Consider the following 20,995-nt stretch of genomic DNA (forward strand, 5'->3'; position numbering starts at 1 on the left):
CGCTATGCGCCCCGTCAGACCGGTTTCGGCAGGTTGGTTTTTTTTATGTCATTACCAGGTCGCGCGCATACGTTCGCGAACCAGGGAGGAGCTTTGACGATTAGAGGCGCCAAGGCGGTTTTTCAGGGTAGGATCCTGACGTGCGTCACTGATCGCCTTCTGTAATGCAATTTCGACCATCGCCACATCAGCGTCAGACGGCGCATCAGGATTGGCAACGTTCAGCAGATCAGAGAGCAGACCCAGCGTGGCGAAGTTATTCACGTCATACGCCATAGGGGGAATGGTGGCGGCCAGTTTCTCCAGCGCCTCTACCGAACGCAGTGTGATGCGCGCCGCTGACGCTTTGCCCATGGCATGCACCAGCACACCCTGATCGTTGAGCGCAACCAGGCGGTTGGCCTGATATCCGTGTGCCAGGAACGCACCGGACATTGCTTTACCCACAATCAGACCAATCACCGGATGACCGTCAAGGCGCGCATTCGCATAGGCGCCTGCTGCACCTGCCAGCGCCTGGTGAATGCCAAACGCCTCTTCGCGGCGACCGTAGGCCTGACTGGGGACGTCGATCACCGCCACAATCGGACGTTTCACAGCGCTGTTTTTGTCAGCTTCCCGCGTTTCATTCACCACTTTCGCCAGCGTCCAGCCTTCCAGCAGACCCACTTCACCCTGCGCGGCGCGCGGATAGTGGTTTTGGGCATCGGGCACGACGGCGATAAAGCGGACATCTTCGCCATTAAGCTGGCCGTCAGCCACCTGAACAGAGGCGCACAGACCGCTCAGGCGCTGTGCATCAGGTGCAAGTTTTTCCAGCCAGGTTGCACCACGGCTGCTTGTCTGTGTCATTATTTCTCCTCCTGGGCGAAAAGCTGTTTAATCTGCGCGGTGTCCGCCTGCTGGCGGGTATCGAACTGCGTCAGACGTGACAGGAAGTCGTCATACTTATCACTGCGGTTCTGCGCCGGAACGCCCCTGGCAATAAAATCATGCATCGCGGTTTTCACGGCATTGATACCGTCATTCACCAGCGCATCGACCAGGCCACTGGCGTAGCGGATTTCGCCGCCGGTCATGCTCCAGATAAACGGACGATCGCGAGAGTCGTACTCTTCAATTCCCGCTTCCTGCTCAATCACCTGCGGGCCGTTCAGGCCCAGACGGGCTTCACGGGTCACAATCAGATAGCTGCAGAGCGCGGCGGCGATAGACATCCCGCCGAAGCAGCCAACGGTGCCGCTGACGATGCCGATCACCGGGGTGTAGCGACGAAGGTCGACAATCGCCGCATGAATATCGGCAATCGCTGCCAGCCCCAGGTTCGCTTCCTGTAACCTCACGCCACCGGTCTCAAGGCAGAGCACCGCCTGTGTCGGGATGCCGTTGCGATTGTCTTCTGCCGCCAGCTCCAGCGCCGCCGCCATTTTCGCCCCGGAGACTTCACCCATGCTGCCGCCCTGGAAGGTGCCTTCGATGGCGATCACCACCGCAGACTGACCGTTCAGCGTGCCGCGTGCCACGACCATGCCATCATCGGATTGGGGCACCACGCCCTGCGGAGCCAGCCAGGGCGACATGATGCCCTCAAAAGGATCCAGCAGTTCGCGGTAGCTGCCCGCATCCAGCAGCGCATGCGCACGTTCGCGGGCTCGTAATTCAATAAAACTGGCATCGTTACGCATGACTCACCTCTTCAAAAACCTGTTCAATACGGATACGCGCCACGCCCGGTGTCGCACCGAAATCGTGGATAATCATCTCTCCGGCGGGCAGGCCGTTGATTAAGTTCAGGCGGTCAAACAGCGCTTTCCAGCGGGCGTCGCTGTTATCCAGTGAGGTGGTGATATTGACGTTCAGTGTCTGGCCTTCAGTTGCGGTGTACAGCACTTCCATATCACCGGAACCAACGACCCCGGCCAGCGCTCTGCCACTGAGCAGGCGGTTAGCAGGTAGAGATAATGTGATGTGTTCCATAATGGCCTCTAAAAATAAGAATGTTCAGGCGAACAGACCCGATCGATAAACAGCGTTGCGGCCAGCAAATCGGCGGCTCCGCCCGGCGAGGCGTTGAGCGCCAGCATCCGGCGGTCAAGCTGCTGAAGCGCCCTCTGACCCGCCGCTGTACGGCAGCCGCCTGCCAGCAGCACGGCGCGTGCGCCCTGTTGCATGGCGTCGAGTCCGGTCATGCCTGCACGTGACAACACGCAGGTATCGCTGAGTGAAGTCATGATTGCCATCAGCGCATCCAGCCGGGCTTCGCTCTCACTGGCACCCACCGCACGGCTGATCAGCAACTGCGGCAGCGCCAGCTTCATCACGTGAGGAAATGCCTGTTGCGCCTCTTCGCGTGCGCCGGGTACCTGATAGCGGTGCGTCGCTTTTAACCCTTTGCTGAACACTCTGGGGGCGTGGCTGTCGGGCAGGCTCGCCAGCGCGGCAGCGGTGCGGGCCAGCGTGTCAGCCGTGGTTGTGCCACCCTGCATGGCAGCGGCACTGACCAGCAATCCCAGCGCCCAGATCGCGCCCCGATGGGTGTTCACGCCGCCGGTTGCTGCCATCATCTGCTGTTCGCCATCGCGGCCGAGCCGACCGACTGTTTCGCGCAGGGCGATGTCGGCGGGACGAAGCCAGCTGTGACGGGCCAGCGCCAGAAAGATGGGCATCAGGCTGTGGGCAGAACGCTCCATCAGCGCCAGCGTCAGATCCCGATGTGCGCCGTTTCCCCGACTGTCTACCAGACCCGGCTTGGGGCTCAGGCGTGCTTCATCAATCAGGCAATCGCGCGCAATCGTCGCCAGATGACTGGCCTGCGCCTCGGCATGAGTCTGTGACAGGAGTTTCATTACCAGCTCCGGAATTTAGCAGGCGGGTTGTACAGGCCATCTGACCATTCAACCAGGTCAGCGACGCTGCCAGCGGCAAGCAGTGAGCGGGTGGCATCGGAGCGACGAATACCCATATCCTCCGGGTAAACCACTTTGCCGCTTTTACGCAGGGCAGCGACGCGTGCTGCATCCACACCCAGACCGATATCGGTAATTCCGGCGACTGCGGCGACCATGGCGCGACGTTCCTCAAGGCTTTCTGCCCGATAGAGATAGGCGATACCTTCCTCGGTCAGCACGTGCGTCACGTCATCGCCGTAGATCATCACCGGCGCCAGTGGCATACCGGAGGATTTCGCCACCTCAACCGCATCGAGGGTTTCAACGAAGGTTGGTTTTGCACCGGCCTGGAAGGTCTCGACCATCTGCACCACCAGTTTTTTACCGCGCTGCATCGGGTCTGGCTCGGTGATCATATTCAGCCAGGCGGGTGTTGCGTGGCGGCGGCCATGGGGATCGTGACCCATGTTTGGCGCGCCACCGAAGCCGGAAAGACGACCACGGGTGACGGTAGAGGAGTTGGCCAGGCCATCAACCTGCAGGGTGGCACCGATAAACATATCGACCGCGTACTGACCTGCCAGCTGACAGAACGCACGGTTAGAGCGCATTGAACCGTCGCTGCCGGTAAAGAAGATGTCGGGACGGGCGCGGATATACTCTTCCATCCCCAGCTCGCCGCCGAAACAGTGCACGCTCTCCACCCAGCCGCTCTCGATGGCCGGGATCAGCGTCGGATGCGGGTTCAGCGCCCAGTGCTTACAGATTTTGCCTTTCAGACCAAGCTGTTCGCCGTAGGTGGGCAGCAGCAGTTCGATCGCGGCGGTGTTAAAACCGATACCGTGGTTAAGCGACTGCACCTGATGCTCGGCGTAGATGCCTTTAATCGCCATCATCGCCATCAGGATATGCTCCTGCTTAATCAGGCGCGGATCGCGGGTAAACAGCGGTTCGATAAAGAACGGTTTATCTGCCACCACGATGTAGTCAATCCAGGAGCCAGGAATATCGACGCGCGGCAGGTCGGTTTCGTCATCGACCAGTTCGTTGACCTGGGCTATCACGATACAGTCACGAAACGCAGCGGCCTCCACCAGCGCCGGGGTATCTTCGGTACTCGGGCCGGTATAAAGGTTGCCTTTGCGGTCGGCTTTATAGCCGGCAATCAGCGCCACATTCGGACTGAGGTCAACGTAGAGACGGGAATAGAGTTCGATATAGGTGTGAATCGCGCCGATTTCCAGCTGACCATCCTGCAACAGCTGAGACATGCGCAGGCTCTGCGGACCGGAGAAGGAGAAGTCGAGTTTGCGGGCAATGCCTTTTTCAAAAATATCGAGATGTTCGCTGCGGCCGACGCTGGGCATAATCATATGCAGGTCGTGAATTTTCGCCGGATTCACCGCCGCCAGGGTGCGGGATAAAAAGTCAGCCTGCTTCTGGTTATTCCCTTCCAGTACCACGCGGTCGCCTGGTGCGATTAACTGTTCAAATGCTTCAACGGCTCTTTCAGCAGGAATAACTTTGCCATCAAGGGGAAAGGAGGCCAGACGACGCGCTTTTTCACTGCGGCGTGTGTTCCACTCCCGGGCAGGCGTTTGGCCTGTGTTCATTTCAACCTCCGGATTTGAATCGCTTTGTTGACGTTTATGCTGAGGGAAGTCTGAGCTTTCTTAAAACGGTGTTCAATTAAGCAAAAAAACGGAACGTTAGATTTAAAGTAACAATGGCGAAAAGGGGGATATGCAGTCAGGATGCGTTGAGTTTACGCGGGGAAGCATGAAGAAAAGGTTGCAGTGGGTAATTGCCAGGGTCTGCATTTATTGTGAACAAAAACAGTCAGACCGGTTTGCTCGCTGACAGGCGTTTCTCCTGATGAGGTGTGAGGATGCGGCTGGCCTGAATATTAACCGAATAAGCAGCCAATAAAAAAAGCAGGCCGAAGCCTGCTTTCTGTTGTTGTATAGCTCGCTTATGACGCCAGCGACAGTGCCGGTTTGGCTTTCGCCGCCAGCCACTCTGCCACACGGGCCTGCTGCTCTTTGGTCAGCCACATACCCTGTTTGGTACGACGCCAGATAGCATCGTCAAGCTCACGTACCCATTCATGCTGCACCAGGTAGCGTAACTCCGCCTCATAGAAGTCGTGACCGAAGTTCTCACCCAGATCGTCCAGACTTTTCGCACCCGCCAGCAGGGTTTCAGTGCTGCTGCCGTAAGTGCGTGAGAAGTGGCGCGCCATGTTTTCAGTGATGAACGGATAACGACGACGCAGGCTGACCGCGTAATCATCGCTGGTGCCGTTGATATTACCGCCCGGCAACACGCAGTTTTTGGTCCAGGCTGGGCCGGCTTTCGGATAGTACTTCGCCAGTTTCTCCAGCGCATGTTCTGCCAGCTTGCGATAAGTGGTCAGCTTGCCACCAAACACGGAAAGCAGCGGTGCCTGACCGTTATCATCGCGCACATCCAGCGTGTAATCGCGAGTGATCGCCTGCGGCGAATCAGATTCGTCATCACACAGCGGACGGACACCTGAGTAAGACCAGACGATATCGTCGGCGGTCAGCTGCTTTTTAAAGTGTCCGTTGAACACTTTCAGCAGGTACTCGGTCTCGCTGTCATCGATATGGACGCTTTTCGGATCGCCTTTGTATTCCACATCGGTGGTGCCGATGATTGAGAACTCATCCATCCAGGGAATGACAAACACGATGCGGTTATCTTCGTTCTGCAGGATATAAGCCTGTTTCTCGGTATGGACGCGCGGCACCACAATATGGCTGCCTTTAATCAGGCGGATACCGTAAGGCGATTTCAGCTTCAGGCTGTCGTCGAACAGCTGTTTGACCCACGGGCCTGCCGCGTTGACCAGACCTTTCGCCTGCCAGGTAAAGGTTTTGCCGGTATCAACATCTTCGGCTTCGACCATCCACAGGCCACCTTCACGCCAGGCGCGGGTGACACGAGTACGGGTACGCACTTCGCCACCATGCTTAACCACTTCCTGCGCATTCAGAACGACCATGCGGGCATCATCTACCCAGCAGTCGGAGTATTCGAATCCGCGCGTGATTTCTGGCTTCAGGGCCGAATCCGCGCCAAATCGCAAACTTTTGCTGCCTGGCAGGCTGGTACGCTTGCCAAGATGGTCATACATGAACAGGCCGGTACGAATCATCCACGCCGGACGCAGATGCGGACGGTGCGGCAAGCGGAAGCGCATCGGAAACGCCAGGTGCGGCGCCATTTTCAGCAGGACTTCGCGCTCGGCCAGTGCTTCACTGACCAGGCGGAATTCGTAATGTTCAAGGTAGCGCAAGCCGCCATGAATCAGTTTTGAGCTGGCTGAAGAGGTCGCGCAAGCCAAATCCCGCGCCTCCAGCATTAACACCGACAGTCCGCGTCCTGCAGCGTCTGCTGCAATGCCGGCACCGTTGATGCCGCCGCCGATCACGATCAGGTCTTTGGTTTCCACGTCATCTCCTCCGATGTTCGGAATAGTTCTCTTATGTTCGTTTTCGAGCATAATCATAATCGCAAACCAACATTTACGCCAGTCTTTAACCCGGTAAAAACATTTTTGCGTGATATAGCTAACATTCTGCCCACCAAAAAAACAGATAGCCGTAACGATTGTCAGGTTATCGGCGCGGATTATCGGGTTACACTACGCGCTATTGTGATGCTGTTATGAGAGATCCCATGGAAACGTTTGAATGTATTGATGTGCAGCAGGCGCAGGCGCGTCTGGCGCAGGGTGCGCTGCTGGTGGATATCCGTGATCCGCAAAGTTATGCCCTTGGCCATGCGGCGGGCGCGCTGCATCTGACCAACGCCAACCTCAGCGAGTTTGTCAGTGGCGCGGATCAAAGCCTGCCCGTGCTGGTGATGTGCTATCACGGTAATAGCAGCAAAAGTGCGGCGCAGTATCTTCTGGGACAGGGCTTCAGCGCGGCGTACAGCATTGATGGCGGCTTTGATGCCTGGCGTGCCGCCTTCCCTCAGCAGGTTGCCTCTGGCAGTGAATAGCTTGCTGCTCGTCACATGGAGAGTTAATGATGCGCATTACCCAATTTAATCAGCCGCGCATGGCGCAGGCGTTTGTTGACTACATGGCGACGCAGGGCATCACGTTGCGTATCGAGCATGAAAATCACTACGTCATCATGCTGGATGATGAGAGCAAGATTGCAGTGGTCGAAAACGAACTTCAGCAGTTTCTGCACGACCCTAACCATCCGCGCTATCAGGCCGCCAGCTGGCACAGCGGCAAGACTGACAGCGGTTTGCGCTATGAGCGCAGCAATATCTGGGCGAACATCCGCGAGCGTGCCGGTCCGCTGACCATGACCCTGATGGTGCTCTGCATCGCGGTCTTTATTCTGATGCAGGTCATGGGCGATCAGGCCGTGATGGCGTGGCTCTCCTGGCCGGATGCCGACCAGCATCTTCAGGTCTGGCGCTGGTTCAGTCATGCGCTGCTGCACTTTTCACTGCTGCACATCCTGTTTAATCTGATGTGGTGGTGGTATCTCGGCGGCGCGGTTGAAAAGCGTCTGGGCAGCGGCAAACTGTTTGTAATTATGCTGATTTCGGCGCTGCTCAGCGGCTGGCTGCAGGCGAAGTTCAGTGGCATCTGGTTTGGTGGTCTGTCGGGCGTGGTCTATGCCCTGATGGGTTACTGCTGGCTACGCGGTGAGCGCGATCCCGACAGCGGCGTCTATCTTGAACGGGGATTGATCGGTTTTGCGGTGGTCTGGCTGGTGATTGGCTGGTTCGGCGTCTTTGGTCTGGCGATTGCCAACGCGGCGCACGTTGCTGGTCTGGTGGTGGGGCTGGCGATGGCGCTGGTCGATACGCGTAACGTCACGCGTCGATAGACAGGTTTAGCGGGTTAACAGGAGAGGAACGTGAAGCAGACGCAACGTCATGACGCGATTATCGATTTAGTCCGTCGTCAGGGATATGTCAGTACTGAGGAGCTGGTAGATCATTTTGAGGTCAGCCCGCAGACCATTCGTCGCGACCTCAACGATTTGGCCGATCAAAACAAAATTCAGCGCCACCACGGCGGCGCGGCGCTTCCTTCCAGCTCTGAGAATACCGCCTGGCACGATCGCAAAATGATGTGGTCAGCGGAAAAAGCGCGGATTGCGCAGCGTGTTGCCAGCCAGATCCCGGATGGCGCTACGCTGTTTATTGATATTGGCACCACGCCGGAAGCGGTGGCGCATGCGCTGCTCAACCACAGCAATTTACGTGTGGTGACCAATAACCTTAACGTCGCGATGCTGTTAATGGGCAAACCCGATTTCCGGGTGATTATCGCGGGCGGTGAAGTGCGCACCCGCGATGGCGCCGTGATGGGGGAAGCGACGCTCGACTTTATTTCTCAGTTCCGGCTCGATTACGGCATCCTGGGGATCAGCGGCATCGACATGGATGGGTCGCTGCTGGAGTTCGACTATCACGAAGTCCGCACCAAACGCGCGATTATAGAAAATTCACGCTGCGCGATGCTGGTGGTGGATCATTCGAAATTTGGCCGAAATGCCATGGTTAACCTTGGCAACATGAGTCTGCTGGATTATCTCTACACCGATAAAATGCCGCCAGCCAGCGTCATGAAAGTGATTGAGCAGCATGAGGTTCACCTCGAACTCTGCTGATTCCTGCGACGCCAGCCGCCCGGCTGGCGTTTTTCTTTGATTGTTGTCGCTTTTTCCCCCACTCACGTCTTAACTTAACGGTTGCTGGCACCCGGTTGCCAGCCCGTGCGCTTTCTATTTTTGTTTTGCTTCACCTCATTGCGTAACAGAAGGGAGTGATATGCCGCAGCAAAAATTTAATAAAGCCCGTTTTACCGCTGCTCTGACCCGACAGTGGCAACAGTTGAGTCTCCATTCCGCCCAACAGATGACCTCGCACCAGGCGTGGCAGGCGGTCAGTGCGGCACTGGCAGAACTGCTCGATACCCAGCCGGCACCGCGTCCGGCTAAGCAGCAGCGTCACGTAAATTACCTGTCGATGGAGTTTCTCATTGGTCGTCTGACCGGCAACAATCTGCTGAATCTCGGCTGGTATGACGAGGTCAAAGCGGCGCTGGCTGAGCAGCAACTTGATTTAACCGAATTGCTGGAGCAGGAGATCGACCCGGCACTCGGCAACGGCGGGCTGGGGCGACTCGCCGCCTGCTATATGGATTCGATGGCAACGGTGGGGCAGTCCGCCACCGGCCACGGGCTGAATTATCAGTATGGCCTGTTCCGCCAGTCTTTCGAGGAGGGTAAGCAGATTGAAGCGCCCGATGACTGGCAGCGTGAACGCTATCCGTGGTTTCGTCACAATGCGGCGCTGGATGTGGACGTTGCGATGGGCGGCCGGGTGGAAAAGCGTGAGGATGGCGGTGTACGCTGGCTTCCCGATTTTACGCTGCGTGGTGAGGCCTGGGATTTGCCGGTGACCGGCTACCGCAACGGCGTGACACTGCCGCTGCGCCTGTGGCAGGCCGTGAGTGCGCACCCGTTTGACCTGACGGCCTTTAACGACGGCAATTTCCTTCAGGCGGAGCAGCCTGGTATTGAGGCGGCAAAACTCACCAAAGTGCTCTATCCCAATGACAACCATCAGGCCGGCAAGCGGCTGCGTTTGATGCAGCAATATTTTCAGTGTGCCTGCGCCGTAGCCGACATCCTGCGCCGTCACCATCTGGCGGGCCGCAGCATTCACAGTCTGCCGGACTTCGAGGTGATCCAGCTCAACGATACCCATCCAACCATCGCCATCCCCGAGATGCTGCGTGTGCTGCTGGATGAACATCAGCTAAGCTGGGATGAGGCGTGGCATATCACCAGCCGTTTGTTCGCTTACACCAACCACACGCTGATGCCCGAGGCGCTGGAGCGCTGGGATGAGAAGCTGATGCGCAGCCTGCTGCCGCGCCATATGCTGATTATCAAAGAGATTAATCAGCGGCTGAAAAAGCAGGTGAAACAGCACTGGCCGGATGACAAAGCGATGTGGCACAAGCTGGCGGTGGTGGCGGACGGACAGGTGCGCATGGCCAATCTCTGCGTGGTAAGTGGCTTTGCGGTCAACGGCGTGGCGGCACTGCACTCCCGCCTGGTGGTCAGCGATCTCTTCCCGGAATATCACCAGCTCTGGCCGCAAAAATTCCACAACGTCACCAACGGCATTACGCCGCGTCGCTGGCTGAAGCAGTGTAATCCGGCGCTGGCGGCACTGATTGATGAGACGCTGAAAACGGAGTGGGCCAATAACCTTGATGCGTTAACCGGTCTGGAGTCGTATGCCGACGATCAGGCGTTTCGTCAGCGCTATCGCAGCATCAAACAGCAGAACAAAGCGCAGCTCACAGAGTATATCGCCCGCCATACCGGCATCATCGCGAACCCGGCGGCGCTGTTCGATGTGCAGATCAAACGTCTGCATGAGTACAAGCGCCAGCACCTCAGCCTGCTGCATATCCTCTACTGCTATCAGAAGCTTCTGAACAACCCGGAAGATGTCACCTTCACGCCGCGGGTGTTCCTGTTCGGGGCCAAAGCCGCGCCGGGTTACTACCTGGCAAAAAATATTATCTACGCCATTAACAAGGTTGCGGAGGTGGTGAACAACGACCCGCGGGTGGGTGACAGGCTCAAAGTGGTGTTTATCCCGGACTACCGCATCACCGTGGCTGAACTGATGATCCCGGCGGCCGATCTCTCCGAGCAGATCTCTACAGCCGGTTATGAAGCCTCCGGCACTGGCAACATGAAGCTGGCGCTGAATGGCGCGCTGACCATTGGCACGCTGGATGGTGCGAATGTCGAAATTGCTGAACAGGTGGGTGAGGAGAATATCTTTATCTTCGGTCACACCGTGGATGAGGTGAAGGCGCTCAAAGCGAAAGGCTACAACCCGAAAAAGGTGCGTAAGCAGAACAAGCCGCTGGACGATTTACTGAAATCGCTGGAGAAAGGCAAATTCAGCGGCGGGGATAAACATGCGTTTGACCTGATGCTGGAGAGCCTGACCAAAAATGGCGATCCCTGGCTGGTGCTGGCTGATTTTCAGGCCTATGTCGAGGCACAGCAACGGGTGGAAGCCCTGTGGCGTGACCCGGAAGGCTGGACCCGCGCCGCTATCCTCAATACGGCCCGAACCGGCATGTTCAGTTCGGACCGTTCCATTCGTGACTATCAGCAACGTATCTGGCAGGCACCGCGCTAAGGAGCAGCAATGAAGCAAAATGCACTCGATCAGGCCGCCCGTGCCGCGGGAATTTCACTGGATTACATCAACGTTAACGGCGAGAAAGCGGCGATCAGCGATGAGACCAAACGCGCGCTGCTGGCGGTAATGGACGATCCGCAGGATGCCAAAAAATCACCGCTGCCGCCGGTCGCGGTGTTCAGCGGCAGTGGCAAACGGCAATTGACGCCACAGGGCAGCGGCGTCTACAGCTGGCAGTTGCAGACCGAAAAGGGCAAGCAGTTTAGCGGCGAGTTAACCGCCGGAGAGCCTTTTTCGCTGCCGGGGCCGCTGACACAAGGTTATCACCAGCTCACGCTCACTAAAGGAAAGAAGCGCTGGCAGACGCGGATTATTGTCGCGCCGCGCCGCTGCTATCTGCCGCCAGCGCTGGAGGCGGGAGAGAAACGCTGGGGCGCGCTGGTGCAGCTCTACACGGTGCGATCTGAACAGAACTGGGGCATTGGCGACTTCGGCGACCTTGACCAGCTGCTGGTGCAACTGGCTGAGCGCGGCGGCGATTTTGTCGGGCTGAATCCGCTGCATGCGCTCTATCCCGCCAGCGCCGGTTTCGCCAGCCCGTACAGTCCGTCATCCCGCCGCTGGCTGAATGTGATTTATATCGACGTCAGTCAGGTCGCCGATTTTCAGCAAAGCGCGGCAGCACAGAAGTGGTGGAAAAGTGCCAAAACCCAGAAGGCGCTGACCAAAGCGCGAGAGGCAGAGTGGGTTGACTACGAGGCCGTGATGGCGCTTAAGCTCACTGCGCTGCGGCACGCCTGGGCCCACTTCCAGGCGCGTGATAACCAGAGCGAAGAGCATCAATCCTGGGCAGATTTTGTACGTGAAGGCGGCGACAGCCTGCGTTATCAGGCGGCTTACGACGGCATCCAGCTGGAGCGGCAGGCGGACAAGACGCAGCAGGGCGGCTGGCCTGCATGGCCGGAAGCGTGGCGTAACAGCCAGTTACCTGAGGTGCAGCAGTGGTGTGAGCAGCATGAAGAGGAGATCGCGTTCTGGCAGTGGCTGCAATGGCTGGCACAGCAGCAGTTCTCGGCCTGCTGGACGCACAGTCAGGCGCTGGGCATGAGTGTGGGGCTTTATCGTGATCTGGCGGTGGGCGTAGCAGAGGGCAGTGCGGAAACCTGGCACGACCCGGAGCTTTATCGCCTTAAAGCTTCAGTGGGTGCACCACCCGATCGTCTGGGGCCGCTGGGACAAAACTGGGGCTTGCCGCCGATGGACCCGCATGTGATGCAGGCGCGGGGCTATCAGCCGTTCATCGACATGCTGCGCGCCAACATGCGCGACTGCGGGGCATTGCGTATCGACCATGTGATGTCTCTACTGCGTCTGTGGTGGGTACCCGCCGGAGAGACGGCGGATAAAGGCGCCTATGTCGCCTATCCGGTCAATGACCTGCTGGGCATCCTGGCGCTGGAGAGCCACCGGCTGCGCTGCATGGTGATTGGTGAAGACCTGGGCACCGTGCCTCAGGAAATTATCAGCCTGCTGCGTAAAAGCGGTGTCTTTTCATGGAAGGTGCTCTGGTTTGAGCAGGAGAAAGATCAGCGTTATCGCGCGCCGCAGGACTATCCACGCCAGTCTATCGCCAGCGCCAGTACCCATGATCTGCCGACGCTGACCGGTTTCTGGGAGCAGGGCGACCTGGATCTGGGTGAGAAGCTGGGCCTTTATCCGGGCGATGCAGTGAAAGCGCTGCATCAACAGCGTGCCGCGCAGAAACAGGCGCTGCTGGATGCGCTGCATCAGGCAGGTGCCTTACCGGCCCGCAGTCAGAAGAAGGCGGAGAAGCTGACCATGACGCCTGCGCTGAACCGGGCCATCCATCGCTTCCTGGCGGATACCGAGAGTGCGCTGCTTGGCCTGCAGCCTGAGGACTGGCTCGGTATGACCACGCCGGTCAACGTGCCGGGCACGGTAGATCAGTACCCTAACTGGCGACGCAAGCTGAGCAAAACGCTGGAGGCGATCTTTGCGGACAAGGAGGTGAATACGCTGCTGAAGGTGGTCAGTGAGCAGCGTCAGTCAGGACAGAAAGGGCAATAAAAATAGCGCGGCAGTCAGGCTGCCGCGCTTTATCATCAGTAGAACGAGTGTTCGCCACGCTGATGCTCGGTAATATCCCGCACGCCTTTCAGTTCCGGGAAGGCAGCCAGCAGCTCTTTCTCGATACCATCTTTCAGGGTCACATCGATCATCGAACAGCCGTTACAGCCGCCGCCAAACTGCAGAATGGCGTAACCATCTTCGGTGATCTCCATCAGCGATACGCGACCGCCGTGGCCAGCGAGCTGTGGGTTGATCTGCGCCTGCAGCAGGTACTCAACGCGCTCAACCATTGGCGCATCATCAGAGACTTTGCGCATCTTGGCATTCGGCGCTTTCAGCGTCAGCTGAGAACCCAGATTATCAGTCACAAAGTCGATTTCCGCATCTTCCAGATAAGGTTTGCTCAGTTCATCAACATACGCTGAGAGCTTCTCGAACTTCAGTTCAGTATCGGTGGCTTCAACAGCATCGGGCGGACAGTAAGAGACGCCACACTCGGCTGTTGGCGTACCCGGGTTAATCACGAATACGCGAATCTGGGTGCCATCTTCTTGTTTGGATAGCAGTTTAGAAAAATGTTCCTGGGCAGAGTCAGTAATTCGGATCATGTCGATTGCTCAATAGTTGACTAATTTAGTTGGTTATAATACGCCCATCAATGACGCGCTACAAGGTACGGCACAGACACCAGACCTGCACGCTGGCAGCACCCTGCGCCAGTAAAAGACGACTGATTTCATCTACGGTACTGCCGGTGGTAATGACGTCATCCAGCAAAGCGATATGGCGTCCCTGCACCGCCATTTCAAGGCGGAAAGCACCGCGTAAGTTAGTGCGGCGCTGGCGGGCGCTGAGCTGATGCTGTAATGCGCCTCTGCGCGTGCGGGAAAGCCCTTCACGCCATTCACATCCCAGCCAGTGCGCCAGCGGTGCGGCCAGCAGGACAGTCTGGTTGAAGCCGCGCTGCCAGCGTCGTCGCTGGTGCAGCGGAACCGGCAGCAGCAGATCAGGACGCGGCACATCACCGCGTCGGTAAACATTAAGCCAGCTTAGCAAAATCAGCCGCGCCAGCATCACCCTGAGTGCGGTTATGTGAGAAAATTTAAGCTGATTAACCCACTGGCTGAACGGCAGACAATAGTCATTAACGCAGACCAGCGCCTGCCAGGCGGGCGGTTTAAGCTGGCAGCGGCCACAGGCGACCTTTTCTGATCCTGCCGGTAACCCACAGCGTGGGCAGAGCCGCGGTAATGGCGGTAATTTGCGTAAACATAAGCTGCAGATACCGTGCCGGGCTATCCGCAACGGCATCCGGCATAGCCAACACAGGGCGGGCATTGCTAGCATAGCGACCTCCTTATCATTTTCGGGATAGTAACTGATGACGTCGCTCTACTGGCACACCTGCGGAGAAGGAAAACGCGATCTTGTGCTGCTGCACGGATGGGGACTGAATGCCGAAGTCTGGCAAAGCATTATTCCGCGACTCAGCGCGCATTACCGTCTGCATCTGGTCGACCTGCCCGGTTATGGTCGCAGCCAGAACGTTGACGCGCTGACACTGGAGCAGATGGCTGAGCAGATAATGCCTTTCCTGCCACCGCAGGCCATTGTGGTGGGCTGGTCGCTGGGCGGACTGGTCGCGACGCAGCTTGCGCTGACCGCGCCAGAAAAGCTGGACGCCCTGATTACCGTTGCATCATCACCCTGTTTCACCGCCACAGAGCACTGGCCCGGCATTAAACCGGAAACGCTGCAGAACTTTCAGCAGATGCTCAGTAATGATTTTCAGCGCACGGTGGAGCGCTTTCTGGCGCTGCAGACGCTGGGCACCGAAACGGCGCGTGCCGATGCGCGACAGCTGAAAGAGGTGGTACTGTCACAACCCGTGCCGGCGGTGGCGGTGCTGGATGGCGGGCTCGACATTCTGCGTCAGGTCGACCTGCGCGACGCGTTACCGCAGATCACATTGCCGTTTTTGCGACTCTACGGGGCATTAGATGGTCTGGTGCCGCGTCGGATTGCTGCTGAGATCGATGAAATGTTGCCAGCCTCGCTCTCTGTGATTATCGAAAAAGCAGCACATGCACCTTTTATTTCTCATCCAGAGATGTTTTGTCAGCACATTATTAATTTTATCAGCAGTTTAGAGGGATAGTCGTGCTACGGGTTGGCAAAAATCGTTAACAGCATCAATACTTCTCTTTGTGAGCAAGGCCGCTGCAATTTTATGTGATTAGTCACGGAAATGACTATGCCGTTCCATACTGCCTTACGCGTTTAGCGGCTGCTTACATCTCACAATGGATCATGAATGAGGGTAAACATAATGAAGGTTTTTAAATGGGTTGTGGCTTCAATGATGATGGGCGCGATTTCATTTTCTGCGATGGCAGCGAAGGAAGTCACCAAAGAAGAAGTTAAGACAATGAACCTGCAGAAAATTGGCACCGTTAACACCACAGCGGAAACCACCTCGCCAATGGATGCTAAAAAAGTACTGTCTAAGCTCGCTGACGAAAAAGGCGGGAAATACTACCTGGTGATCGCCGGTCGCGAACACGGTAAATTCAGTGCAACGGCTGAAGTCTACAAGTAATTAACGCAGCCACATGAACTGCCAGGCATCCAGCTTAACCGGCTGGGTGCCATCAATCTTCTCTCCGCTCACCACATCCTGCAACGTATGCGCCACCGGCAATCGCGTTTCCACTGACCGGCCACTCAGATTAAACACGCATAGCAATCCGCCGCCGCTTTCTGGCTGATGACGGCTGAGCACCAGCAGGGCGTTTTCGCTGTCGTAGATCGTCATCGGATTATCAGGATGGAATGCGGGCTGACGACGACGCAGCTGGATCAACTGGCTGAGTCGGGTATAAATCTGCTGACGCAGCCAGTCACCACCCGCCAGGGCCGCCTCAATCTGCTGTAAATCATACTTCTGACGGTTAATCGCCCGGTTATGTCCGGCGGCCCGCACGCCATCATAATGGTTACGACCGCCCAGAATGCTCTGGATATAGATGGCCGGCACGCCAGGAAAGACCAGCAGAATCGCATGGGCCAGCAGGAAGCGTTTCAGCCGCGTGGCATCATCATCCGCTTCACGGTTCAGCGCATCCAGAAACGTGACATTAATTTCATAGGGGCTGGTGCTACCGTCAGGGTTATTTTTATAGGAGACCAGCGCGCCCTCCAGCGCCAGGTCGCGCACCAGCGACACAATCTCCACTTCAGACAGGATGCCGCGCGCCGGATTCAGCCCGATACCATCGTGTGACGCCAGGAAGTTGAAGAAAGTGGTGTCATTACTACTGAGATCCAATGAGCTGGCCCACTGCCGCAACGCGCGCGCCGAGCCGGTGTGAATGGCATGCAGCACCAGTGGCGGCAGCGAAAACTGATAAACCATCTGCGCTTCATCGTGCCCGTTGCCCAGGTAGCTGATGTTGTCCTGATGCGGCACGTTAGTCTCGGTAATAATCACCGTACCTGGCGCGACATGGTTGGCAATCGCGCGGAACAGCTTCACCAGTTGATGGGTCTTTTCCAGATGAATACAGCGCGTGCCTGGCGTTTTCCACATATAGCCGACCGCATCAAGGCGCACATAGTCGGCGCCACGGACCAGGTAGTCGAGCAACACGTTGACCATGCGCAACAATACCTCAGGATTGGCAAAGTTAAGATCAATCTGGTCGGCACTGAAGGTGGTCCAGATGAAGCGGGTATCACCATCCGCCATCTTAAACGGTGTCAGCAGCGGCGAGGTGCGTGGGCGCGTCACGGCGCTGAGATCCGTGGAGGGTGGCATGCTGATAAAGAAATCGTCCCAGCCGGGATCCTGCGCCAGAAAGTGGCTGAACCAGGCGCTTTTTGCCGACATATGGTTGCAGACGAAGTCGAACATCAGGCGGGTTTCCTGATGCAAACGCGAAATATCCTGCCAGTCGCCACACACCGGATCGACCTCGTGGTAATTAATCACCGAAAATCCGTCGTCGGACGACCAGGGGAAAAAAGGTAGCAGGTGAACCAACGGAAAGGTGGATTGCAGGTGCTGCTGATAGAAACGGGAAAAGGTATTGAGCGTGGGTTTATCGGTTTCACGAAACTGGTCGGCGTAGGTGATGAGCACCACATCCTGCTCATCCCAGTGGGCCTTGCGCGGCAGCTTAATCGCCTCGCGGGCTGTGGCAATGTCAGCCTTCAGGCGCGCTAAGGTCGCCTCCGGGAATGTGCCAGCATAAATCTTATCAATCAGATCGGTGATCGTTTCCATCGTGAATTGGGTGCCACAGCAGGTGTTGTTTTTATGACAGGCTTCTTTTTAGCGTAGCGCGATGATGGGGATTTTCAACCGGGGGAAAGCGTGTGAAGAGGGGGCCTGATGCGGCCCCCTGAAAAGCTTAGCGTTTTTTACCGAATGCCGCAGCCAGTGCATCACCCATTGCACTGTTGCCTGCGGATGCGCTGGCTGGACGCGGACGGCCTTTACCTGCAGCCGGACGTTTCTCTTCGCGCGGCGCGGCATTCTTCGCGCCACCCCGTGCATTGCCTTCGCCTGGCTGCTCATCAAGACGCATGGTGAGGGCGATACGTTTACGCTGGAGATCGACTTCCATCACTTTCACTTTGACGATATCGCCGGCTTTCACCACCTGATGGGGATCTTCCACGAAGCGATCAGAAAGCGACGAGATATGCACCAGGCCATCCTGATGCACGCCGATATCCACAAACGCACCGAAGTTAGTGACGTTGGTGACGGCACCTTCAAGGATCATGCCCGGCGTCAGATCGTTCAGTGTTTCAACGCCTTCCGCAAACTGCGCAGTCTTAAACTCAGGACGCGGATCGCGACCCGGTTTCTCCAGCTCTTTCATGATGTCGGTAACGGTCGGCAGACCAAAACGCTCATCAATAAAATCGCGCGGGCTGAGGTTACGCAGGCTGCCAGCATTACCCATCAGATCGCTGAGGGCCTGCTCGGTGGCGGCCAGAATACGTTCGACGACCGGATACGCTTCCGGGTGAACCGTTGAGGCATCCAGCGGGTTATCACCGTGGTTGATGCGCAGGAAGCCCGCACACTGTTCAAAGGCTTTTGGCCCAAGACGACTCACTTTCAGCAACTGCTGGCGGTTCTGGAAGCGGCCATTCTCGTCACGCCAGCCGACAATGTTCTGCGCCATCATGCGCGTCAGGCCCGCGACGCGGGTCAGCAGCGGCACCGAGGCGGTGTTGAGGTCAACGCCGACGGCGTTCACGCAATCCTCTACCACGGCGTCGAGTTTCTTCGCCAGCTGGCTCTGACTGACGTCATGCTGGTACTGACCGACACCGATGGATTTCGGGTCGATTTTCACCAGCTCAGCCAGCGGATCCTGCAGACGTCGTGCGATAGACACCGCGCCACGTAGTGAAACATCGAGATCCGGGAACTCCAGCGCCGCCAGTTCAGAGGCCGAGTAAACGGAGGCGCCGGCTTCACTGACAATGACTTTCTGCGCCGTCACCTGCGGGAACTGCTGCTGCAAATCCAGGAAGAAGCGCTCGGTTTCACGTGAGGCGGTTCCGTTGCCAATCGCCACCAGCTCAACCTGATGCTTAATGCAGAGCGCGGCGACGGCAGCGGCGGCTTTGGCAGTCTGGCCGGTGTGCGGATAGACGGTATCGGTCGCCACGACTTTACCGGTGGCATCGACCACCGCGACTTTAACGCCGGTGCGCAGGCCGGGATCCAGTCCCATAGTGGCGCGCATGCCCGCTGGCGCCGCCATCAGCAAATCGTGCAGGTTGCGGGCAAAGACGTTAATGGCTTCATCTTCTGCGCGTTCGCGCACTGTACCCATCAACTCCGTTTCAAGATGCAGCATCACCTTGATGCGCCACGTCCAGCTCACCACCGCTTTACGCCAGCTGTCGGCTGGCGCGTTGTTCAGGCGCAGATTCAGGTGTTCAGCGATCAGCGTTTCGCCGTGGCTTTCACGTGGTGCTTCATCAAACTGCGGGTCAGCATTCAGCGACAGTTGCAGTACGCCTTCGTTACGGCCACGCAGCATCGCCAGCGCACGGTGTGACGGCACACTGCTCAGCGCTTCGTGGTGGTCAAAGTAGTCACGGAACTTCGCGCCCGCTTCCTCTTTGCCTTCCACCACACGTGACACCAGATGGGCATTTTTCCACAGATAGTTACGCACTTTGGCCAGCAGCGCGGCATCCTCGGCGAAACGCTCCATCAGAATATAGCGGGCACCATCCAGCGCGGCACGGACGTCAGCAACGCCTTTGTCCGCATCGACATACTGTTCAGCAAGTTGCTCAGGGATGTGAGAGGGCTCCTGCCAGAGCGTGTCCGCCAGCGGTTCCAGACCGGCTTCAATAGCGATCTGTCCACGCGTCCGGCGTTTCTGTTTGTAGGGCAGGTAGAGGTCTTCAAGCTCGGTTTTGCTGAGGGTGGTGTTGATGGCGCGGGCGAGGTCGTCAGTGAGTTTTCCCTGATCGTCAATCGACTTCAGAATCGACTGGCGTCGATCTTCAAGTTCGCGCAGATAGCTGAGACGGGTTTCCAGCTGACGCAGTTGGGTGTCATCCAGCCCGCCGGTTACCTCTTTACGATAGCGTGCGATAAACGGCACGGTATTCCCTTCATCTAACAGGCGAACGGCGGCGTCAACCTGCTCTGGTCGCGCCTGTAGCTCACTGGCAATTATCTGGCTCAGAACTTTCATCATCAGGACTGTCTTGCTTTCCGGGTTGAGAAATAGCCGACAGTTATACGGATTGATGGTTAAAATTGCCAGAGAAGCGGGCGGCTTTCAGCGATAATCTGAATCGTTATTGCGGGTAGTCAATGGCGTTGACATACCACAGCGCCGGACCCACTGGGGTCTCAACAGTGGCGGCATCGCCGACCTCTTTTTTCAGCAGTGCCCGCGCCATAGGTGAGTCGATGGAAATGTAATCTTTGCGGCCAAAAATCTCGTCGTAGCCCACAATGCGGAAGCGTTTGAGGTCGCCCTCATCGTTTTCAATTTCCACCCAGGCACCAAAGAATACTTTGCCATCCTGCTGGGGTGAGTAATCAACGATTCGCAGCTGCTCAAGGCTTTTGGTCAGATAGCGTACGCGGCGATCAATTTCACGCAGCCGTTTTTTGTTGTACTGGTAGTCGGCATTTTCACTGCGATCGCCAAGGCTGGCAGCCCAGGTGACTTTCTTTGTCACTTCCGGTCGCTCTTCACGCCATAAATAGTCGAGTTCCGCTTTCAGTTTGTCGAAGCCTTCGCGGGTAATGAGTCGGGTTTTCATGCTATACCGGCCAGAGAGATCTAAAGAGCGACAGTGTAAGGCAAAGAGGGCGCGGCAAAAAAGAGTCGGGGAAAGGGTTTTTAAAGGTTAAAAACCCACGTTGATTTCCCCGGCGGCGAAAGGGTTGGTGCTGTGATTGAAATAGAGCCAGTCATCTGAAGCCGGCGAAAAAGCGTGCGTAAACTTATTTTCCGGCGTGGGTCGCCGTGGTGGTCGATGTGCCGGTGCTGTGACCGTCACCGCCGCCGCCGCCCATGGTGGCCAGTGCTACGCCCAGCAGGGCTGCGACTGCGCCAACACCGATGGCGTTAGAGTTACCTTGTGCTGTTGTTGTTGCTGCTGCGCCGGCCGCTTCACCGGTTGCAGTGGCTGCATAACCTGGGCTGACGCTGCCTAATGCCAGCGCGCTCAGCAGTAAAATTGTTTTTTTCATTGTATGTAATCCCCGTTGAGACATC

The 20,995-nt window shown here is 57.2% G+C and carries 19 protein-coding genes; 7 read left to right on the plus strand and 12 right to left on the minus strand.

All coding sequences use genetic code 11. The features are described from left to right. Nucleotides 1-51: 51 nt before the first annotated feature. The 6 genes from mdcE to glpD all read right to left on the minus strand — a co-directional run bounded on the left by mdcE (nt 52) and on the right by glpD (nt 6,366). Nucleotides 52-852 carry a biotin-independent malonate decarboxylase subunit gamma gene (gene mdcE, locus IAI47_RS01725; protein WP_008926278.1) on the minus strand — a complete coding sequence of 267 codons (801 nt, stop codon included), beginning with the start codon at nt 850-852 and terminating at the stop codon, nt 52-54. Then, on the minus strand, nt 852-1,685 hold the full coding sequence (locus IAI47_RS01730; protein ID WP_003853038.1) for a biotin-independent malonate decarboxylase subunit beta: 834 nt from the start codon (nt 1,683-1,685) through the stop codon (nt 852-854). Before IAI47_RS01730 ends, mdcE begins: the two co-directional genes overlap by 1 nt. Continuing rightward, the gene (gene mdcC / locus IAI47_RS01735; protein ID WP_008926277.1) at nt 1,678-1,977 is read right to left on the minus strand and encodes a malonate decarboxylase acyl carrier protein; all 300 of its coding nucleotides are present in this window, start codon (nt 1,975-1,977) and stop codon (nt 1,678-1,680) included. Before mdcC ends, IAI47_RS01730 begins: the two co-directional genes overlap by 8 nt. Before the next feature lie 8 nt (nt 1,978-1,985). Beyond that, nucleotides 1,986-2,846 (minus strand): triphosphoribosyl-dephospho-CoA synthase, encoded by an 861-nt coding sequence (locus IAI47_RS01740; RefSeq protein ID WP_008926276.1) that lies wholly within the window; start codon nt 2,844-2,846, stop codon nt 1,986-1,988. Then, complete coding sequence (gene mdcA / locus IAI47_RS01745) at nt 2,846-4,501, minus strand: malonate decarboxylase subunit alpha (RefSeq protein WP_187961167.1); 1,656 nt, start codon at nt 4,499-4,501, stop codon at nt 2,846-2,848. The genes IAI47_RS01740 and mdcA overlap by 1 nt, the downstream gene beginning before the upstream one ends. Before the next feature lie 359 nt (nt 4,502-4,860). Further along, nucleotides 4,861-6,366 carry a glycerol-3-phosphate dehydrogenase gene (gene glpD / locus IAI47_RS01750; RefSeq protein ID WP_003853033.1) on the minus strand — a complete coding sequence of 502 codons (1,506 nt, stop codon included), beginning with the start codon at nt 6,364-6,366 and terminating at the stop codon, nt 4,861-4,863. A 227-nt stretch (nt 6,367-6,593) separates the two neighbouring features. Here glpD and glpE point away from each other — a divergent pair, with 227 nt between their 5' ends. The 5 genes from glpE to malQ all read left to right on the plus strand — a co-directional run bounded on the left by glpE (nt 6,594) and on the right by malQ (nt 13,217). Beyond that, nucleotides 6,594-6,920: a thiosulfate sulfurtransferase GlpE gene (gene glpE, locus IAI47_RS01755; RefSeq protein WP_003853030.1), complete on the plus strand. Its 327-nt coding sequence runs from the start codon at nt 6,594-6,596 to the stop codon at nt 6,918-6,920. A 29-nt stretch (nt 6,921-6,949) separates the two neighbouring features. Then, on the plus strand, nt 6,950-7,771 hold the full coding sequence (gene glpG, locus IAI47_RS01760) for a rhomboid family intramembrane serine protease GlpG (RefSeq protein ID WP_033743324.1): 822 nt from the start codon (nt 6,950-6,952) through the stop codon (nt 7,769-7,771). Between the two features lie 30 nt (nt 7,772-7,801). Further along, on the plus strand, nt 7,802-8,560 hold the full coding sequence (locus IAI47_RS01765; protein ID WP_003853028.1) for a DeoR/GlpR family transcriptional regulator: 759 nt from the start codon (nt 7,802-7,804) through the stop codon (nt 8,558-8,560). A gap of 160 nt (nt 8,561-8,720) precedes the next feature. Continuing rightward, on the plus strand, nt 8,721-11,126 hold the full coding sequence (malP, locus tag IAI47_RS01770; RefSeq protein ID WP_008926275.1) for a maltodextrin phosphorylase: 2,406 nt from the start codon (nt 8,721-8,723) through the stop codon (nt 11,124-11,126). A gap of 9 nt (nt 11,127-11,135) precedes the next feature. Next, nucleotides 11,136-13,217 carry a 4-alpha-glucanotransferase gene (malQ, locus tag IAI47_RS01775; RefSeq protein ID WP_008926274.1) on the plus strand — a complete coding sequence of 694 codons (2,082 nt, stop codon included), beginning with the start codon at nt 11,136-11,138 and terminating at the stop codon, nt 13,215-13,217. 35 nt (nt 13,218-13,252) lie between these two features. Here the strand turns inward: malQ and nfuA are convergent, their stop codons facing one another. Then, entirely contained in the window at nt 13,253-13,828 is a 576-nt protein-coding gene (gene nfuA / locus IAI47_RS01780) for a Fe-S biogenesis protein NfuA (protein WP_003853024.1), read from the minus strand. Between the two features lie 58 nt (nt 13,829-13,886). Continuing rightward, a complete protein-coding gene (gene gntX / locus IAI47_RS01785) occupies nt 13,887-14,567 on the minus strand; it encodes a DNA utilization protein GntX (RefSeq protein ID WP_003853023.1) in 681 nt (226 codons plus the stop codon). Between the two features lie 34 nt (nt 14,568-14,601). On the opposite strand from gntX, the gene bioH reads away from it, so the two are divergent. Further along, entirely contained in the window at nt 14,602-15,378 is a 777-nt protein-coding gene (gene bioH, locus IAI47_RS01790; protein ID WP_008926273.1) for a pimeloyl-ACP methyl ester esterase BioH, read from the plus strand. Between the two features lie 171 nt (nt 15,379-15,549). Then, entirely contained in the window at nt 15,550-15,819 is a 270-nt protein-coding gene (locus tag IAI47_RS01795) for a YdgH/BhsA/McbA-like domain containing protein (RefSeq protein WP_003853019.1), read from the plus strand. Here IAI47_RS01795 and IAI47_RS01800 read toward each other — a convergent pair whose 3' ends face one another. The 4 genes from IAI47_RS01800 to yjbE form a co-directional block, all read right to left on the minus strand. Next, nucleotides 15,820-17,505, minus strand: coding sequence for an alpha-amylase family glycosyl hydrolase (locus tag IAI47_RS01800; RefSeq protein ID WP_008926272.1), 1,686 nt, complete (start codon nt 17,503-17,505; stop codon nt 15,820-15,822). Nucleotides 17,506-17,632: 127 nt separating this feature from the next. After that, entirely contained in the window at nt 17,633-19,960 is a 2,328-nt protein-coding gene (locus IAI47_RS01805; RefSeq protein WP_008926271.1) for a Tex family protein, read from the minus strand. Between the two features lie 103 nt (nt 19,961-20,063). Then, nucleotides 20,064-20,537, minus strand: a complete 474-nt coding sequence (gene greB, locus IAI47_RS01810) for a transcription elongation factor GreB (protein ID WP_003853016.1) — start codon at nt 20,535-20,537, stop codon at nt 20,064-20,066. Between the two features lie 184 nt (nt 20,538-20,721). Then, entirely contained in the window at nt 20,722-20,970 is a 249-nt protein-coding gene (gene yjbE / locus IAI47_RS01815; RefSeq protein ID WP_003853015.1) for an exopolysaccharide production protein YjbE, read from the minus strand. Between the last annotated feature and the right edge of the window lie 25 nt (nt 20,971-20,995).

It is taken from the genome of Pantoea sp. MT58 (genome assembly GCF_014495885.1).
Classification (GTDB): domain Bacteria; phylum Pseudomonadota; class Gammaproteobacteria; order Enterobacterales; family Enterobacteriaceae; genus Pantoea; species Pantoea eucalypti.

Coding starts and splice junctions, on each gene's coding strand:
- mdcE (WP_008926278.1), bottom strand. CDS start 852: ATGACACAGACAAGCAGCCGTGGTGCAACCTGGCTGGAAAAACTTGCA.
- IAI47_RS01730 (WP_003853038.1), bottom strand. CDS start 1,685: ATGCGTAACGATGCCAGTTTTATTGAATTACGAGCCCGCGAACGTGCG.
- mdcC (WP_008926277.1), bottom strand. CDS start 1,977: ATGGAACACATCACATTATCTCTACCTGCTAACCGCCTGCTCAGTGGC.
- IAI47_RS01740 (WP_008926276.1), bottom strand. CDS start 2,846: ATGAAACTCCTGTCACAGACTCATGCCGAGGCGCAGGCCAGTCATCTG.
- mdcA (WP_187961167.1), bottom strand. CDS start 4,501: ATGAACACAGGCCAAACGCCTGCCCGGGAGTGGAACACACGCCGCAGT.
- glpE (WP_003853030.1), top strand. CDS start 6,594: ATGGAAACGTTTGAATGTATTGATGTGCAGCAGGCGCAGGCGCGTCTG.
- glpG (WP_033743324.1), top strand. CDS start 6,950: ATGCGCATTACCCAATTTAATCAGCCGCGCATGGCGCAGGCGTTTGTT.
- malP (WP_008926275.1), top strand. CDS start 8,721: ATGCCGCAGCAAAAATTTAATAAAGCCCGTTTTACCGCTGCTCTGACC.
- malQ (WP_008926274.1), top strand. CDS start 11,136: ATGAAGCAAAATGCACTCGATCAGGCCGCCCGTGCCGCGGGAATTTCA.
- nfuA (WP_003853024.1), bottom strand. CDS start 13,828: ATGATCCGAATTACTGACTCTGCCCAGGAACATTTTTCTAAACTGCTA.
- gntX (WP_003853023.1), bottom strand. CDS start 14,567: ATGCTAGCAATGCCCGCCCTGTGTTGGCTATGCCGGATGCCGTTGCGG.
- bioH (WP_008926273.1), top strand. CDS start 14,602: ATGACGTCGCTCTACTGGCACACCTGCGGAGAAGGAAAACGCGATCTT.
- IAI47_RS01795 (WP_003853019.1), top strand. CDS start 15,550: ATGAAGGTTTTTAAATGGGTTGTGGCTTCAATGATGATGGGCGCGATT.
- IAI47_RS01800 (WP_008926272.1), bottom strand. CDS start 17,505: ATGGAAACGATCACCGATCTGATTGATAAGATTTATGCTGGCACATTC.
- IAI47_RS01805 (WP_008926271.1), bottom strand. CDS start 19,960: ATGATGAAAGTTCTGAGCCAGATAATTGCCAGTGAGCTACAGGCGCGA.
- greB (WP_003853016.1), bottom strand. CDS start 20,537: ATGAAAACCCGACTCATTACCCGCGAAGGCTTCGACAAACTGAAAGCG.
- yjbE (WP_003853015.1), bottom strand. CDS start 20,970: ATGAAAAAAACAATTTTACTGCTGAGCGCGCTGGCATTAGGCAGCGTC.